Consider the following 15,639-nt stretch of genomic DNA (forward strand, 5'->3'; position numbering starts at 1 on the left):
GATGGCGCCATAGCGGGGATGCAGTGTAGTCCGGCTACACTGGTTGCGACTATACGAACGTTGTAGCGGGCGCTGGCCCTTCAGGATAATGCTGCCCTGTCGGAGGCCGCCGCTGCCCTCTGCGCCAGCGGAGAGCTGGGCGGTGTTCGAAGCATTGCAGCTGCCGAGAGAGGGCCCGTAACAGTGCCGCTGGAACCGATCGTCGCCGGCGAATCCGGTTTGGCAATCCGACCCTGAAAAAGGGATTTATAAAGCGCTGCGCAAAGCAGCCACGGGGTATGGCGGATCACTGTCGGGCAGGCGCTGCTGGGTATCGCAGTCAAAAAGGAAACGCCGGGTGAGTAACGAAGAGGTGAGCATCGTCGATGGCTGCAACGTGGTGCTCTACGTCTGGTACGACAACGAATTCGGCTACAGCGCTCAGGTGATCCGCCTGGTGCAGCATATGGCACACGCCGGCCTGCCATCCTTCCCTGATTCCGCCGAGGCCTTTGCCCGCCAGCAGGAGCGGTAAGGCGCACGTCCTGGCCCGGCATCTGGATGCCGCGATCGCTTCCTGCGGTCGCGGCGTTTTTTTATGTTTCCTCCGGGTGCAAAACGTGTCAGGTTGTGCACGACCGTAGGGTGTGTCCGCCGGGTTTTAGACTTTGGTATGAGTCAGGCGCGATCGGTTATGCAGAGGGCAGCATTACTCAGGCATCGAGTAGTTTTTCGTATCCTCAGACTTTATAATGCGCTGGCTCATTTGCATTAAAAGAAACGGTTCGCTTCGCGGATCGCCGAATCATCCCATCTGATTGATCCTGAACCCCGGGGAGCCGCGGGCCGATTATCGGCATCCCGCGCGCAAAAACGCGCTTCCTGCACAACAGCATCAGATTCGACTACTGGGCGAGACTATGATCGAAGTCAAACGAGGCCTGGATCTCCCCATCGCGGGTGTACCTTCTTCACAGCAGATCGATGACAGCCGGGCAGTGAAGCATGTCGCCGTGCTGGGGCCCGACTACATCGGTATGCGACCCACCATGGAAGTGAAGGAGGGGGACCGGGTATCGCTTGGCCAGCTGCTTTTCACCGACAAAAAGACCGAGGGCGTACGTTACGTGGCGCCGGCAGCCGGTGAGGTTGTGGCCATCCACCGAGGCGAAAAGCGTCGTCTGCTGTCGGTGGTCATTCGCGTCGACGACACGCAGGAGCGTGACAGTGCCGCGCTCTTCGACCCGGTGGAGACCGCGCAGCTGGAAGGCCTCGAGCGCGACCATGTCGTCGAGCGGCTGGTGACCTCCGGGCTCTGGACGGCGCTGCGCAAGCGCCCCTTTTCCCGCGTGCCGGCGCTTACCGAGCAGCCGCTCAATATCTTCGTCACCGCCATCGATACCCATCCGCTGAGTGCCGACCCGGCATCGATTATCAGTGAGCGCAGCGACGACTTCGTTAACGGTCTGAAGGTGTTGAAGCGCCTCACCGAGGGCAAGGTCTACGTCTGCAAGGCGCCCGATGCCGAAATACCCGGTGGCGATGTCACCGGCGTGCAGCAGGAGAGCTTTGGCGGCGTACATCCGGCCGGGCTGCCGGGAACGCATATTCACTTTCTGTCGCCGGTGGGGATCAGTCGTCAGGTGTGGCACCTGGGCTATCAGGATGTCATGGCGATCGGCACGCTTTTCACCAGCGGCCGGCTCGATACGCGTAGAGTCGTGGCCGTTGGCGGCCCGGCGGCGGCCAACCCGCGACTAATGCGAACCCGCCTGGGCGCTAGTCTCGATGAGCTGCTGGAGGGCGAGATCGGTACCGATAGCGAGGTTCGGGTTATCTCCGGTTCGGTATTCGGCGGCTCTACCGCCAGCGGTGCCACGGCCTATCTGGGGCGCTATCACAACCAGCTGTCGCTGCTCGAGGAGGGCCGCAAGCGGGCGCTGTTCGGCTGGCTGTCGCTGGGACTGGATCGTCACTCGAGCACCGGCATCTATCTGTCGCGTATCACCAAACCGGCTTCATTTCGGCCCAATACCAGTACCAACGGCTCCGAGCGTGCCATGGTGCCGATCGGTGCCTATGAGCAGATCATGCCGCTGGACATTCTACCGACCCAGCTGTTGCGTTCGCTGATTGTCGGCGATATCGAAGTGGCGATGCAGCTTGGCTGCCTCGAACTCGACGAGGAAGATCTGGCGCTTTGTACCTATGTCTGCCCGGGCAAATACGAGTACGGCCCGATTCTGCGTGACAACCTGACAACCATCGAAAAAGAGGTCTGATGATGGGGATCCGTCAACTCCTCGACAAGGCTGAACCGCACTTTCACAAGGGTGGTCAATACGAGCGCTTTTATGCACTCTATGAAGCGGTCGATACCATCTTTTATACGCCGCCCTCGGTGACCAGTGCCACCTCTCACGTTCGTGATGGCATCGATCTCAAACGGGTGATGATTACGGTCTGGCTGTTCACTTTTCCGGCGATGTTCTTCGGCATGTATAACGTTGGCCTGCAGGCCAACGTGGCGATCGCCCAGGGCTTCGGCGACATGGGCGGCTGGCGTGAAGCGATCGTGATGGCGCTGGCCGGTGGACACAATCCGGAAAGCATCTGGGCCAATTTCATACTGGGCGCCACCTGGTTTGTGCCGATATACGCGGTGACCTTCATTGTCGGCGGTTTCTGGGAGGTGCTGTTCGCCATCCGCCGCGGCCACGAGGTCAACGAGGGCTTTTTTGTCACCTCGGTGCTGTTCGCGCTCATTCTGCCGGCTACCGTGCCGCTGTGGCAGGTGGCATTGGGGATTACCTTTGGTGTGGTAATCGGCAAGGAGGTGTTCGGCGGCACCGGCAAGAACTTCCTCAACCCGGCACTGACCGGCCGCGCCTTCCTCTATTTTGCCTATCCGGCGCAGCTCTCCGGCGACAGCGTCTGGGTGCCGGCGGACGGTTATAGTGGCGCCACTGCGCTCTCTACCGCCGCTCAGGGGGGCGTCGATCAACTGGTCCAGCAAACGCCCTGGATCAACGCCTTTCTCGGCTTCATTCAGGGTAGCGTGGGGGAGACGTCGACGCTTTTGATCCTGCTCGCCGGGGTCGCACTGATCTGGACCCGGATCGCCTCCTGGCGCATCATCGCCGGGGTGTTCGTCGGCATGGTGGTTACCTCGACGCTGTTCAATCTGATCGGCTCCGATACCAATCCGATGTTCGCCCTGCCGTGGTACTGGCATCTGGCGATCGGCGGTTTTGCCTTCGGCATGGTGTTCATGGCCACCGACCCCGTATCGGCCTCGATGACCAACACCGGCAAGCTGATCTTCGGCGCGCTGATCGGTTTCATGACGGTGCTGATCCGGGTCGCCAACCCCGCCTTCCCGGAAGGCATCATGCTGGCAATTCTGTTTGCCAACCTGTTTGCGCCCCTGATCGACCACTTCGTGGTGCAGGCCAATATCAAAAGACGGCAGAAGCGTCTGATGCCGTCGCGGGATGAGGAGGTCGCCTGATGGCTGCCAACAACTCCACCAGAAAAACCATCATCGTTGCACTATCGCTTTGCGTAGTGTGCTCGGTGGTGGTTTCCACCGCTGCGGTGGCGTTGCGGCCCATTCAGCAGCAGAACCAGGAGCTGGACCGCAAAACCAACATTTTGCAGGTGGCCAATCTGCTGCAGCCGGGCCAGAGCATTGCCCAGCAGTTCAGCGAGATCACTCCGCGAGTGGTCAATCTGGAAACCGGCGAATACGCTGACAATGTCAATCCTGACACCTACAATCAGCTTGCCGCCGCTCAGGATCCGGCGCAGTCGCGTACTCTCAGCGGTGCCGATCCCGCCGGGCTGGGGCGCCTCGAGAACTATGCCACGGTCTATCTGGTTGGCGATCCCGAAAACCCTGACGAGATCATTCTGCCGGTGCGCGGCCAGGGGTTGTGGTCGCTGATGCTGGGTTATCTGGCGCTGGAGGGTGATGGCAACACCGTGGTGGGGCTTTCCTACTACTCTCAGGGAGAGACGCCGGGGCTCGGCGGCGAGGTCGACAATCCGCGCTGGAAGGCGCAGTGGCCCGGCAAGGAGATCTATCCGCCGGGCAGCATGGATCCCGCCATTCGGCTGGTCAAGGGTGGCGTCAGCAGCAGCACGCCGGATGCCGAATACAAGGTGGACGCGCTCTCGGGTGCTACCCTGACCAGTAATGGCGTTACCAACATGCTGCAGTTCTGGATGGGCGAACGAGGCTTCGCCAACTATCTGGCACGCTTTCGTGACACTTCGCAGGGGGCCTGATCATGGCTAAAACAGATACCGCCGGACGGTTGCTGACAACGCCGATTTTCAAGAACAACCCCATCGCACTGCAGATACTGGGCATCTGCAGTGCGCTGGCGGTTACCAACTCGATGCAGACCTCGCTGGTCATGGGGCTGGCGGTCATTGTGGTGACGGCATTTTCCAACATGTTCGTATCGCTGATTCGTCACCACATTCCCTCGTCGATTCGCATCATCGTGCAGATGACCATCATCGCGTCGCTGGTGATCGTGGTCGATCAGGTGCTGCGTGCCTTTGCCTATGGTCTGTCGCAGCAGCTGTCGGTATTCGTGGGACTGATCATCACCAACTGTATCGTGATGGGGCGTGCCGAAGCCTACGCGATGCAGAATGGCCCGGCGATGAGTTTCCTTGACGGCATCGGTAACGGTCTCGGCTATGCCTTCATTCTGCTGGCGGTCGGCTTCTTCCGCGAACTGCTGGGCTCGGGGTCGGTGTTCGGCTTCACTGTTCTGCCGACCGTCAACGATGGCGGCTGGTATGTGCCCAACGGCCTGATGCTGCTGCCGCCTTCGGCGTTTTTCGTCATTGGCCTGCTGATCTGGGCAATTCGCAGCTTCAATCCCGAGCAGGTCGAGAAAAACGAGTTCAACATCACGACCAATACCAAGACGACCACGGAGGCGGCCTGATGTTTGAGCACTATCTGAGCCTGTTCATCAAGGCGGTCTTTGTCGAGAATATGGCGCTGGCCTTCTTTCTCGGCATGTGCACCTTCCTTGCCGTCTCCAAGAAGGTCGCCTCATCGATCGGTCTGGGGGTGGCGGTTATCGTGGTGCTGACCATCACGGTGCCGGCCAACAACCTGATCCTCAACTATCTGCTACAGCAGGGCGCACTGAGCTGGACGGGTATCGAAGGCGCGGAAAATATCGATCTCTCCTTTCTCGGTCTTCTGAGCTACATCGCCGTTATCGCCGCCATCGTGCAGATTCTGGAGATGTTTCTCGATCGTTTCGTGCCGGCGCTCTATAACACTCTGGGCGTTTATCTGCCGTTGATCACGGTCAACTGCGCCATCCTCGGGGCGGCGCTGTTCATGGTGCAGCGCGACTACGCCTTTGGTGAATCGGTGATCTATGGCTTTGGTGCCGGTGTCGGCTGGGCGCTGGCGATCGCGGCGCTGGCCGGTATTCGCGAGAAGCTCAAGTACAGCGATGTACCGGCCGGCCTGCAGGGGCTGGGCATTACCTTCGTGACCGTGGGTCTGATGTCGCTGGGTTTCATGTCGTTTTCCGGCGTGCAGCTGTAAGCGGCGGTAGTTGACGGGCAAGGAATCAAGTCATGGTAGATACATCTGTCATTCTGCTCGGCGTTGTGATGTTCACGCTGATCATTCTCGCGCTGGTAGGCATTATTTTGACGGCACGCAGCCGCCTGGTCAGCAGTGGCGACGTGACCATCGAGATCAACGGTGATCCGGAAAGCACCATCACCACCCAGGCGGGTGGCAAGCTGTTGCAGACGCTGGCCGGTAACGGCATCTTTCTCTCCTCCGCCTGCGGCGGCGGCGGCTCCTGTGCTCAGTGCAAGTGCCGCGTGCAGGACGGCGGCGGGTCTATTCTGGCTACCGAAGAGAGCCATTTCACCATGCGTGAAAAGAAGGAGGGGTGGCGCCTCTCCTGTCAGGTGCCGGTCAAGCAGGATATGAAGATCGAGGTGCCGGAGGATGTCTTCGGGGTCAAAAAGTGGGAGTGCGAGGTGGTCGATAACGACAACGTCGCGACCTTCATCAAGGAGTTGACCCTGCGTCTGCCCGAAGGCGAGAACGTTGCCTTCCGCGCCGGCGGCTACATGCAGCTGGAAGCGCCGGCCTACGATATCAACTTCAGCGATTTCGAGATCGCCGAGGAGTATCGCGGCGACTGGGATAAATTCGGCCTGTTCAATCTGCGCGCCAAAACCACCGAACCGGTGATACGCGCCTATTCGATGGCCAACTACCCTGAAGAAAAGGGCATTCTCAAGTTCAATATCCGTATTGCTACGCCGCCGCCCAAATCCGAGCATCCTCCCGGCCTGATGTCGAGCTGGGTGTTTGGCCTCAAGCCGGGCGACAAGGTAACAGTCTATGGGCCCTTCGGTGAGTTCTTCGCCAAAGAAACCGATGCCGAGATGATCTTCATCGGCGGTGGTGCCGGCATGGCGCCGATGCGCAGTCACATCTTCGACCAGCTCAAGCGTCTGGGGTCGGAGCGCAGGATCTCCTTCTGGTACGGCGCTCGCTCGATGCGCGAGTCGTTCTACAACGACGAGTACGACAGGCTCGAGGAGGACAATCCCAACTTCGAGTGGCATCTGGCGCTCTCCGACCCCCAGCCCGAGGACAACTGGACCGGCAAGACCGGCTTCATTCACAACGTCCTCTATGAAAACTATCTCAAGGATCACCCGGCACCGGAGGACTGCGAGTACTACATGTGTGGTCCGCCGATGATGAACGCCGCTGTGGTCAAGATGCTCACCGACATGGGCGTCGAGCCGGAAAACATCATGCTCGACGATTTCGGCGGCTGACAGATCGATCGGGCCGGAGCCATGCTCCGGCCCTTCTGTTTGGACCGGCCGAACGAGTGCGACCTGTCGCGCGGCGGTTTAAAATGGAGACAGCGTGAACAACGGGAGGCGATCATGTTGATATGGCTATTGGTACTGGGCTTTATGCTGCTGCTGGTAGCCGCCATGTCGGTGGGCGTACTGATGGGGCGCAAACCGATCAGCGGCTCCTGTGGCGGACTCAACAAGCTGGGCCTGAAAGAGGGCTGCGACATCTGCGGCGGCAAGGATGAGGTATGCGAAGAGCGCCAGCGCCGCGAGCGCCGCAACGACGTGTTTGATGCCGCCATGGCGGTTGACGCCGGGCGCCCCCGCGGAGCCGTCAACAGAGCGGAGTGAAGCAGGTCGATGTCGAACTACCATTACGATGTACTGGTGCTGGGGGCGGGCCCGGCGGGCGAGAGCGCCGCGATCAACGCCGCCAAGCGCGACCGCCGGGTGGCTATGGTCGAAATGCAGACTTCGGTGGGGGGTAACTGCACCCACCGCGGCACCATTCCCTCCAAGACGCTGCGACACGCCGTCAAGCAGCTGGTGCAGTTCAATCAGAATGCGCTCTTCAGTGACCCGGGAACCTCTCATCGCATCTCCTTTCCGCGACTTCTCGAGCGCTCGCGGCGAGTGATCGAGCAGCAGGTGGCGATGCGAACGCGCTTTTATGCCCGTAACCGCATTGATCTCTATTTTGGCACTGCGGCGTTTCATGATGCTCATACCGTCGAGGTGCGCGACAACCATGGTGCCGTAGAGACGATCTCTGCCGAGGATATCGTCATTGCGACCGGCTCGCGTCCCTACCGGCCGGCGGACGTCAACTTTCGCCATCCGCGTATCTACTGTTCGGACACCATTCTCGGGCTGAGCCATACGCCACGGCGCATTATCATCTACGGTGCCGGGGTGATCGGCTGTGAATACGCCTCGATATTTTCCGGGCTGGGGGTCAAGGTCGATCTGATCGACAACCGCGACCGGCTGCTGTCGTTTCTGGATGACGAGATCAGTGACGCGCTCTCCTACCATCTGCGCAACGGCGGTGTGCAGATTCGCCATAACGAGGAGTATGAGCGCGTCGAGGGCGACGAAGAGGGCGTCAATCTGTATCTCAGGTCCGGCAAGCGGATGCGCGCCGAGGCCTTCATGTGGGCCAACGGCCGTACCGGCAATACCGATGCCCTGCAGCTGGAAAATGCCGGGCTCGAGGCCAATTCCCGCGGTCAACTACAGGTCGACGAAAACTACTGCACCAGGGTGTCGAATATTCATGCGGCGGGCGATGTGATCGGCTGGCCCAGTCTTGCCAGCGCCGCCTATGACCAGGGGCGCTCGGCCTCCGGTAGCGCGCTCGATGAGGCGAGCCGCTACGTCAACGATATTCCTACCGGTATCTATACCATCCCGGAGATCAGCTCGCTGGGCAAAAACGAGCGTGAACTGACCCGGTCGCGTGTTCCCTACGAAGTGGGGCGGGCCTTTTTCAAGGATACCGCCCGGGCGCAGATCACCGGTGACACGGTGGGCATGCTCAAGATTCTGTTCGACCCCCGTACATTGAAGATTTACGGCATCCACTGTTTCGGCGATCAGGCTTCCGAAATTCTTCACATCGGTCAGGCGATCATGAATCAGCCAGGGGAGGCCAACAGCCTCGACTACTTCGTCAATACCACCTTCAACTATCCCACCATGGCGGAAGCCTACCGCATCGCCGCCTGGAACGGTCTCAACCGCCTCGGCTGAGAGCTCCCGGCCACGCCTGCCAAAGGCGTGGTCTAATCGTTTTGTTGCTCGATATCCAGCGCCAGCTTGTTCAGCAGCCAGCGGCTGAGCCGGTTGGGACGTACGGCAGCGGGCAGCGCGTTCATCATATAGAGCCGCCAGAACATGAAGATGCCGCCGAACAGGAAGAGAATGCTGGCGGCGATGAACTGACCGACCGCCAGACGAAATACTTCGTCGCTGGTGTGCTGGCTGTCGAAGTGCATCAAATAGGGAATCGTCGCGACCAGAAACAGCGTCGAGCCGATCAGAAAGGTCACCAGCGTCAGGTTGAACAGCACCATGCTGATACCGGTCGGCGATTTGACCAGCTGCGGCAGATTGAGAAAGGCCCCCACAAGAAACAGCACCGAACCGATGATGAAGCACCAGGCGCCAAGCGCGTCCCAACCCCAGCCGGGGAGAAAATAGAGGCTGCCGAGCGCGAAGAGTACGCTGGCGACGAAGTAGCTGGTGACGGCCACCAGTTCGCCTACGCCGCTGAGGCCGAGATGGTGGTGGTGGTACCAGTAGCGCAGCGTCTCGTACAGATCATGGGTGGTAACCAATAGATAGCAGAGCGAAGCGGCGAAAAACAGCCAGGCGGCGAGCGCGTGAAACGCCGACAGCGAGGGCAGGAAAAGCACGCTGGCGAGAATGAACCCAAGGCCGCCCAGCATATAGGTGCGGGCATTGAAGGTTTCCCAACGACTGTGTGCGTTACGATCATCGGCACTGCTGGTGGGACTGTACATGCGTCGACGGCTGGCAACCATGTGGGGCATAGTGCGACTCCTCGCGTTGCCGGGTGAAGAAAGGGGAGTGGTGGGGCAGTTTACTGTCGATAACGATAGACCCGCAGCGAGGGAATAAAGGGCTCGCTCTCCAGCTTCGAGTCGCCGCGCAGGGCGCGACTGCGCTTTTCCGGCGGCTGCGCCGGCGGTTGATTGAGCTGTGGCAGGCGAGCGTCGTCATGCGGCACGAACAGCGGCAGGGCGATGTTCAGTGCGCGTCGTTCGCGGCCATCCTCGAGCGGCTCGCGATAAAACAAATTGGCCCGCATCAGCGGCGCCTGACGCTGTACCTGGGCCAGCATCTCGCCATCCGGCAGTCCCGCCAGCTGGCGATACTGCAGCTGAATATGCGCCGCCTGATTGTCCAGCGCGGCGAGTTTTTCCGCCACCTCGGCAACGCTGAGGCGTTTGATGGAACGACCGCTCGAGTACCAGGCGAGCCGTACCCGGGCCACCGGCGCCTCGGCCAGCGGCAGGTGGCGCCAGCACTGCTTGAGATGCAGCCGCGCCATGCCACCGCTGCGCAGGTGATCGTGCAGCTCGGGGTGGCGAAACGGCAGCGTCGCCTTGATATCCGCGATCATGCGCGGGTAGTGCTTGCGGATGCGCCCAAGCTGTTCAGCGAAAATCTCCTTGCAGCGATTCACGGCCTGCGCCTGCGCCATCAGGGTTTCGTCGGCGGCCACCACGCCCACCCAGTCGCGAGTGGCGCGGCCGTCCTGGCCATCCTGATACCAGAAATCGGTCAGTGCCCGTGACAGCCAGTCGAAGCTCGCCTCGCCGTTGAAAGCCCACATTGCGGGCCGCTGGTGTCGTGCCAGGGCAATCAATGCCTCGCTTTCCTCGACAAGTGCATCGAAGGTCTGCTCCAGTTCGGCCAGCCAGCGGTACTGTGGTTCCATGCCCCCTCCAAATATACCGTTATCCTGGCAGTTTAAGCGCAGCGGCAGGTTGCCGCCAGTGCGTTGTGCAGGCTGGCGACGGCATCCTGATCCATGTCGTTGATCACTGCGCTTTCAGCGGCGATCGATATAGCGCTCGGTCAGTTCGCCGTAGGCGTCCACCCGGCGGTCGCGCAGGTAGGGCCAGATGCGACGCACCTGCTCACTGCGCGCTGCTTCGAGTTCCACCAGCAGCTCTTCGCTTGCGGTACCGCCATGCGCCAGCAGTTCGCCCTGGGCGCCGGCGATGAAGCTGCCGCCCCAGAAGTCGATGCCGCTGCCCACGCCGCTGTCGTCCTCTTCATGCCCGATCCGGTTGGCGACCAGCACCGGCACGCCGTTGGCCACGGCATGGGAGCGCTGAATCAGCGTCCAGGCATCTTTCTGGCGACCTTTTTCGGCGTCGTCATCGTCCGGGTCCCAGCCAATGGCCGTGGGGTAGAGCAGCAGTTCCGCACCGGCCAGCGTCATCAGGCGGGCGGCCTCGGGATACCACTGATCCCAGCACACCAGCACGCCCAGACGGCCCACCGAGGTGTCGATGGGGGTAAAACCGCGCCCGGCGCCCCGGCCGGCATCGCCGGGGGTGAAATAGAACTTCTCGTAGAAGCCGGGATCATCAGGAATATGCATCTTGCGATAGCTGCCCACCAGACCGCGGTCGCCGTCCAGTACCACCGCCGTATTGTGATAGAGACCCGGGGCGCGGCGCTCGAAGATCGACCCCACGATCACCAGTTCGAGCTCTTTCGCCAGTGCCGCCAGCCGCTGCGTGGTCGGACCATCGAGCGCCTCGGCGAGTTCGAAAAGGTCGGTGTTCTCGCTCTGACAGAAGTAGCGGGTAGCGTGCAGCTCCTGCAGCAGCACCAGCTCGGCGCCGCGTTCGGCCAGCGCGCGAATGCCGCGCTCGCTGGCCGCGAGGCTGCGCGACTTGTCGTTCCAGCCGGCCTGCTGAACCACGCCGGCCCTCAGGGATGCTTTCATATCCGTTTCTCCTCGGCGGTTGTGGCGCCGAATGCCGACACGTCGAGGGCACCGACGGGTAGTTGCATGGTCAGACAGTGCAGGCTGCCGTGCTGGCGTATGACCTGGCGGCAGTCGATGGGGATGATATCGCGCTGCGGAAAGGCTTCGGCCAGTGCCGCCAGCGCATGGCGGTCGGCCGGATCGGCGTAGCTCGGCATCAGCACCGCACCGTTGATGATCAGGAAGTTGGCGTAGGTGGCCGGCAGCCGGTGACCGTCCTCCGGGTCGAAGCAGGGGCGCGGCCAGGGCAGGGCGATAAGCCGATAGGGCTCACCGTCGGGACGCCTCGATGCCTTCAGTTCGGCTTCCATGGCCGCCAGCGCCTCGAAGTGTTCGTCGTCGGGATCGTCACAGCGCACATAGGCGATGGTCTGTGCATCGCAAAAGCGCGCCAGGGTATCGATATGACTGTCGGTGTCGTCGCCGGCCAGGTAGCCGTTGTCCAGCCACAGCATCCGTTCAACTCCCAGCCGTTCGCGAAAATGACGTTCGACGGCGGCCTGGTCGAGCTGCGGGTTGCGATTGGGGTTGAGCAGACACTCGCGGGTGGTCAGCAGCGTGCCGGCACCGTCGCTCTCCAGCGCGCCACCCTCCAGTACTAGCGGCTGACAGGATTCCAGCGGCGCGGCGAACAGCCGCTGGCGCTGCAGTTCACCGTTGAGGGCGTTGTCACGCTCGGCGGCGAATTTGCCGCCCCAGCCGGTAAAGCGGTAGTCGAGCAGGGTCAGGGTGTCGCCATCGCTGACGGCCAGCGGGCCGTGGTCGCGCGCCCAGGTGTCGTCGCCGGGCGCTACGCACAGCAGCAGGCGATGGCGGGGCACTCCCATGTGCTCGAGCGTCTGCGCGACCCGTCGGCGTGTTATCTCATCGGACAGCGTAATCATCACCGGCTGATAGCGCGCGATCACTTCGGCAAGGATGAAAAAGGTCGCCTCGATGGTGTCATAAAGCGACGCCCAATCGCTGTCGCGGCCCGGCCAACTGAGCATGACTGCCTGCTGGGGGGCCCATTCGGGAAGAAGACGACGCGTTGTGCTGTTCACGGCGACGGGGGAGTCCTGTGTCATGCCGGGCGATCTCCGGGTTGCGTCCCTCGGTCGGGCGTCATTCCAGCATTGCCGACGGCGCGGTGAAGCCGGGCGGCAGCGCCACGCGGCAGTGCGCGGCGAACTCCAGCCGCCTGTTGTGGTCCATTGTTCAGTTCAGATTACCGCTGATGCAGCGCCGCGCGAAAATACGTACCATGACGCCTGCTGTTTAGCCCTCAATCGCCTTCCGGATGCCTGATGCTCGATCGTATACCCTTTCTGATCGGTCTGCGCTACACGCGGGCCAAGCGCCGCAATCACTTCATCTCCTTTATTTCCCTGACCTCGATGCTGGGCCTGACGCTGGGGGTGGCGGTGCTGATCCTGGTGCTGTCGGTGATGAACGGCTTTGACCACGAGCTGCGCAGCCGCGTGCTGGGCATGGTGCCGCATACGCGCATTGAAGCACAGAACGGCGTGCAGGACTGGAAAGCACTGGCCGAGCGGCTGATGCACTACGATCACGTCATCGGCGCGGCACCCTACATCGAGCAGCAGGGCATGTTCTCCGTCAATGGCCGCACCCAGGGGGCCGTGGTCGAGGGGATTGTACCGAATGCCGAGAAAAAGGTGTCGATCATCGAGGACCACATGGAGGCCGGCTCGCTCGATTCGCTGCAGGATGGCTCCTGGAACGTAGTGTTGGGCAGCCTTTTGGCGCGTAACCTGGGGGTTGGTGTTGGCGACAGCGTGACCCTGCTGGTACCGGAGGCCTCGATCACCCCCGGAGGGGTCTTTCCACGTCTTCGGCGCTTCAACGTCTCGGGCATTTTTTCGGTCGGTGCCCAGCTCGACGGCAATCTCGCCTACGCCAGCCTTGGCGATATCAAGACGCTGGCGCGGCAGGCGGGCGAGGCACAGGGTATCCGCCTGGAGCTTGACGATCTGTTTCTGGCACACAGCGTGACACGCGACATTATCAACGACATGCCGCCGGGCTATCGCGGCATCGACTGGACCTATACCCAGGGCAATCTGTTTCAGGCGATCCAGATGGAAAAGCGCATGATCGGGCTATTGCTGACGGTGATTGTGGCGGTGGCGGCGTTCAATATCGTCTCCACGCTGGTGATGGTGGTGACCGACAAGCGCGCCGACATTGCTATTTTGCGCACCCTGGGGGCGACGCCAGGATCGATTATGGGCATCTTCATGGTGCAGGGGATCACCATCGGCGTGATCGGTATTGTGCTGGGCGTGATCGCCGGCATCGGCCTGGCGCTGTCGATCGCCGACATCATCAGCTGGGTCGAGGCGGTATTCGGCATTCAGTTTCTCGACCCCAATGTCTATTTCATCAGTTACCTGCCGTCGCGGCTGGAGCTCTCCGATGTCGGCGTGGTGACAGGTGTGGCGCTGCTTTTGAGTTTCCTGTCGACGCTCTATCCTGCCTGGCGTGCGGCGCGGGTGCAGCCCGCGGAGGTACTGCGCTATGAGTGATACTGTCATGAGCCATCAGGAGCAGAACGCCGAGAGCGGCGAGGCGATGCTGGTCTGCCGCGATCTGACCCGTGTCTATCGCGAGGGGCCACAGGATCTTACCGTCCTCGACAGCCTCGAACTGAACGTGGCGGCCGGCGAGCGTATCGCCGTGGTGGGCAGTTCGGGTAGCGGCAAGACCACCCTGCTCAATCTACTGGGTGGGCTGGACCGGCCTACCCACGGCACCATCAGGATCGGCGGACACGCCATCGCCGGTCTTTCGGAAACCGCGATAGGGCGCTTTCGCAATCGCCATATCGGCTTTGTCTATCAGTTCCACCATCTGCTGGCGGAGTTCACCGCGCTGGAGAACGTCGCCATGCCGCTGATCATTCGCGGCCAGCGGCGCGCGGCGGCGGCAGAGAAGGCGCGTGCCCTGCTGGAGCGGGTCGGTATGGCGGCGCGCGGTGAGCACAAGCCGGGCGAGCTCTCCGGCGGCGAGCGTCAGCGGGTGGCGATCGCCAGAGCGCTGGTCACTGATCCCAGCCTGGTGCTGATGGACGAGCCCACCGGTAACCTGGATCAGACCACCGCGCGCCAGATTCTGGCACTGATGGACGACGTCGCCGAGCGCTCGCGCAGCGCCTTTGTGGTGGTGACCCACGATATGGCGATCGCCCGCCACCAGGATCGGGTACTGCGGCTGGACGGCGGGCGTTTGACTGCCGACGATTGAACCGAGCGTCACCTCGTCATGAAAGCAGACGGCCCGCTGCCGAATGGCAGCGGGCCGTTTTGTAACGGTAATCGAGGTGAATTCAGTTCTGCACCGACATCACCGCGCCGCCGTCGACGCGAATGTTGGCGCCGCTGATGAAGGAGCCGCGCTCGGAAACCGCCAGCGCAATGGCAGCGGCGACCTCTTCGGGTTTGCCGCGACGCTTGAGCTTGAGTCCCGGGCGCTCCTCGTCGAGAAAGCTCTTGACCGCCTCGTCGAAAGAGCAGCCGCGCTGCTCGGCCAGGCGTTCCATCATGCCGTCGGTCATCGGCGACTCGATGAAAGCCGGCGATACCGTATTGCACAGGATGCCGTGTTCCGCCTCACCGTAGGCGAGATTCTTGACGAAGGTCGCCAGCGCCGCCTTGGAGACGTTATAAACCGCTTCGTCCCAGTAGGGCTGCACGGCGTTTTCCGAGGTGATGCAGACAAAGCGGCCCCAGCCGTTGTGGCGCATGGTGGGCAGCGTGGCGCGCGCCATGTGTACCGCCGACATGAAATTGATCTGCCAGGTGGCGGCGTAGTCGTCGTCGCTCATCTCCAGTGGATGACCCTTGGCGCCGGTGATGCCTGCCGTATGCACCACGATGTCGATAGTGCCCCAGGCGTCCAGCGCACGTTCGGCCAGCTCCTGCGCCTGCTGCTGATCGGTAAGATCAGCGGCATGACACACCACCTCACCGTCGATCTGCGCTGCCGCTTTATCGAGGCTGTCGGCGTCCATATCCGAGATCACCAGTTTGACGCCCTCGGCGGCCAGTTCTCGCGCGGCGGCCATGCCCAGACCGCCGTCAGCGCCGGTGATGATGGCAACACGATTTTTGATTCCAAGATCCATGAGTTTACTTCCCTGTAACGCTTTGCTTTGAACGACCGGCGTCGCTGCCGGCTGCGATAAATCGATACCGCGCTACTTAACGTAGTTTAATTCGTGCCGATGAGTAAAAGAGGCGGGCGGGAAA

The 15,639-nt window shown here is 61.6% G+C and carries 16 protein-coding genes; 11 read left to right on the forward strand and 5 right to left on the reverse strand.

All coding sequences use genetic code 11. The features are described 5' to 3' along the window. Positions 1–337 precede the first annotated feature (337 nt). From H146_RS21350 to sthA, 9 genes are all read left to right on the forward strand, one after another. Positions 338–514, forward strand: coding sequence for a hypothetical protein (locus tag H146_RS21350; protein WP_019951605.1), 177 nt, complete (start codon positions 338–340; stop codon positions 512–514). 385 nt (positions 515–899) lie between these two features. Then, positions 900–2,261 carry a Na(+)-translocating NADH-quinone reductase subunit A gene (locus H146_RS0109300; protein WP_026351872.1) on the forward strand — a complete coding sequence of 454 codons (1,362 nt, stop codon included), beginning with the start codon at positions 900–902 and terminating at the stop codon, positions 2,259–2,261. Beyond that, positions 2,261–3,490 carry an NADH:ubiquinone reductase (Na(+)-transporting) subunit B gene (locus H146_RS0109305; protein WP_019951607.1) on the forward strand — a complete coding sequence of 410 codons (1,230 nt, stop codon included), beginning with the start codon at positions 2,261–2,263 and terminating at the stop codon, positions 3,488–3,490. The genes H146_RS0109300 and H146_RS0109305 overlap by 1 nt, the downstream gene beginning before the upstream one ends. Beyond that, positions 3,487–4,269, forward strand: coding sequence for a Na(+)-translocating NADH-quinone reductase subunit C (locus H146_RS0109310; RefSeq protein WP_156826764.1), 783 nt, complete (start codon positions 3,487–3,489; stop codon positions 4,267–4,269). Before H146_RS0109305 ends, H146_RS0109310 begins: the two co-directional genes overlap by 4 nt. A 2-nt stretch (positions 4,270–4,271) precedes the next feature. Then, positions 4,272–4,946 carry an NADH:ubiquinone reductase (Na(+)-transporting) subunit D gene (locus tag H146_RS0109315; protein WP_026351874.1) on the forward strand — a complete coding sequence of 225 codons (675 nt, stop codon included), beginning with the start codon at positions 4,272–4,274 and terminating at the stop codon, positions 4,944–4,946. Continuing rightward, positions 4,946–5,566 carry an NADH:ubiquinone reductase (Na(+)-transporting) subunit E gene (gene nqrE, locus H146_RS0109320; protein ID WP_019951610.1) on the forward strand — a complete coding sequence of 207 codons (621 nt, stop codon included), beginning with the start codon at positions 4,946–4,948 and terminating at the stop codon, positions 5,564–5,566. Before H146_RS0109315 ends, nqrE begins: the two co-directional genes overlap by 1 nt. 32 nt (positions 5,567–5,598) lie before the next feature. Next, complete coding sequence (nqrF, locus tag H146_RS0109325) at positions 5,599–6,831, forward strand: NADH:ubiquinone reductase (Na(+)-transporting) subunit F (protein WP_019951611.1); 1,233 nt, start codon at positions 5,599–5,601, stop codon at positions 6,829–6,831. 114 nt (positions 6,832–6,945) lie between these two features. Beyond that, positions 6,946–7,209 (forward strand): (Na+)-NQR maturation NqrM, encoded by a 264-nt coding sequence (gene nqrM / locus H146_RS0109330; RefSeq protein WP_019951612.1) that lies wholly within the window; start codon positions 6,946–6,948, stop codon positions 7,207–7,209. A gap of 9 nt (positions 7,210–7,218) precedes the next feature. Continuing rightward, positions 7,219–8,610, forward strand: coding sequence for a Si-specific NAD(P)(+) transhydrogenase (gene sthA, locus H146_RS0109335; protein ID WP_019951613.1), 1,392 nt, complete (start codon positions 7,219–7,221; stop codon positions 8,608–8,610). A 32-nt stretch (positions 8,611–8,642) separates the two neighbouring features. Here sthA and H146_RS18985 read toward each other — a convergent pair whose 3' ends face one another. The 4 genes from H146_RS18985 to H146_RS0109355 form a co-directional block, all read right to left on the reverse strand. Continuing rightward, positions 8,643–9,413 carry a YrhK family protein gene (locus tag H146_RS18985; protein WP_019951614.1) on the reverse strand — a complete coding sequence of 257 codons (771 nt, stop codon included), beginning with the start codon at positions 9,411–9,413 and terminating at the stop codon, positions 8,643–8,645. Positions 9,414–9,463: 50 nt separating this feature from the next. Beyond that, a complete protein-coding gene (locus H146_RS0109345; protein WP_019951615.1) occupies positions 9,464–10,324 on the reverse strand; it encodes a hypothetical protein in 861 nt (286 codons plus the stop codon). A 114-nt stretch (positions 10,325–10,438) separates the two neighbouring features. Then, entirely contained in the window at positions 10,439–11,347 is a 909-nt protein-coding gene (locus tag H146_RS0109350; RefSeq protein WP_019951616.1) for a carbon-nitrogen hydrolase, read from the reverse strand. Then, positions 11,344–12,456 carry an agmatine deiminase family protein gene (locus H146_RS0109355; protein ID WP_083920829.1) on the reverse strand — a complete coding sequence of 371 codons (1,113 nt, stop codon included), beginning with the start codon at positions 12,454–12,456 and terminating at the stop codon, positions 11,344–11,346. The genes H146_RS0109350 and H146_RS0109355 overlap by 4 nt, the downstream gene beginning before the upstream one ends. 219 nt (positions 12,457–12,675) lie before the next feature. On the opposite strand from H146_RS0109355, the gene H146_RS0109365 reads away from it, so the two are divergent. Both H146_RS0109365 and H146_RS0109370 read left to right on the forward strand, forming a co-directional pair. Beyond that, the gene (locus tag H146_RS0109365; protein ID WP_019951619.1) at positions 12,676–13,917 is read left to right on the forward strand and encodes a lipoprotein-releasing ABC transporter permease subunit; all 1,242 of its coding nucleotides are present in this window, start codon (positions 12,676–12,678) and stop codon (positions 13,915–13,917) included. Next, positions 13,910–14,635, forward strand: coding sequence for an ABC transporter ATP-binding protein (locus H146_RS0109370; RefSeq protein WP_019951620.1), 726 nt, complete (start codon positions 13,910–13,912; stop codon positions 14,633–14,635). Before H146_RS0109365 ends, H146_RS0109370 begins: the two co-directional genes overlap by 8 nt. A gap of 82 nt (positions 14,636–14,717) precedes the next feature. Here the strand turns inward: H146_RS0109370 and H146_RS0109375 are convergent, their stop codons facing one another. Then, positions 14,718–15,515, reverse strand: coding sequence for an SDR family NAD(P)-dependent oxidoreductase (locus H146_RS0109375; protein WP_019951621.1), 798 nt, complete (start codon positions 15,513–15,515; stop codon positions 14,718–14,720). Positions 15,516–15,639 lie beyond the last annotated feature (124 nt).

Source organism: Kushneria aurantia DSM 21353, assembly GCF_000382245.1.
Lineage (GTDB): Bacteria > Pseudomonadota > Gammaproteobacteria > Pseudomonadales > Halomonadaceae > Kushneria > Kushneria aurantia.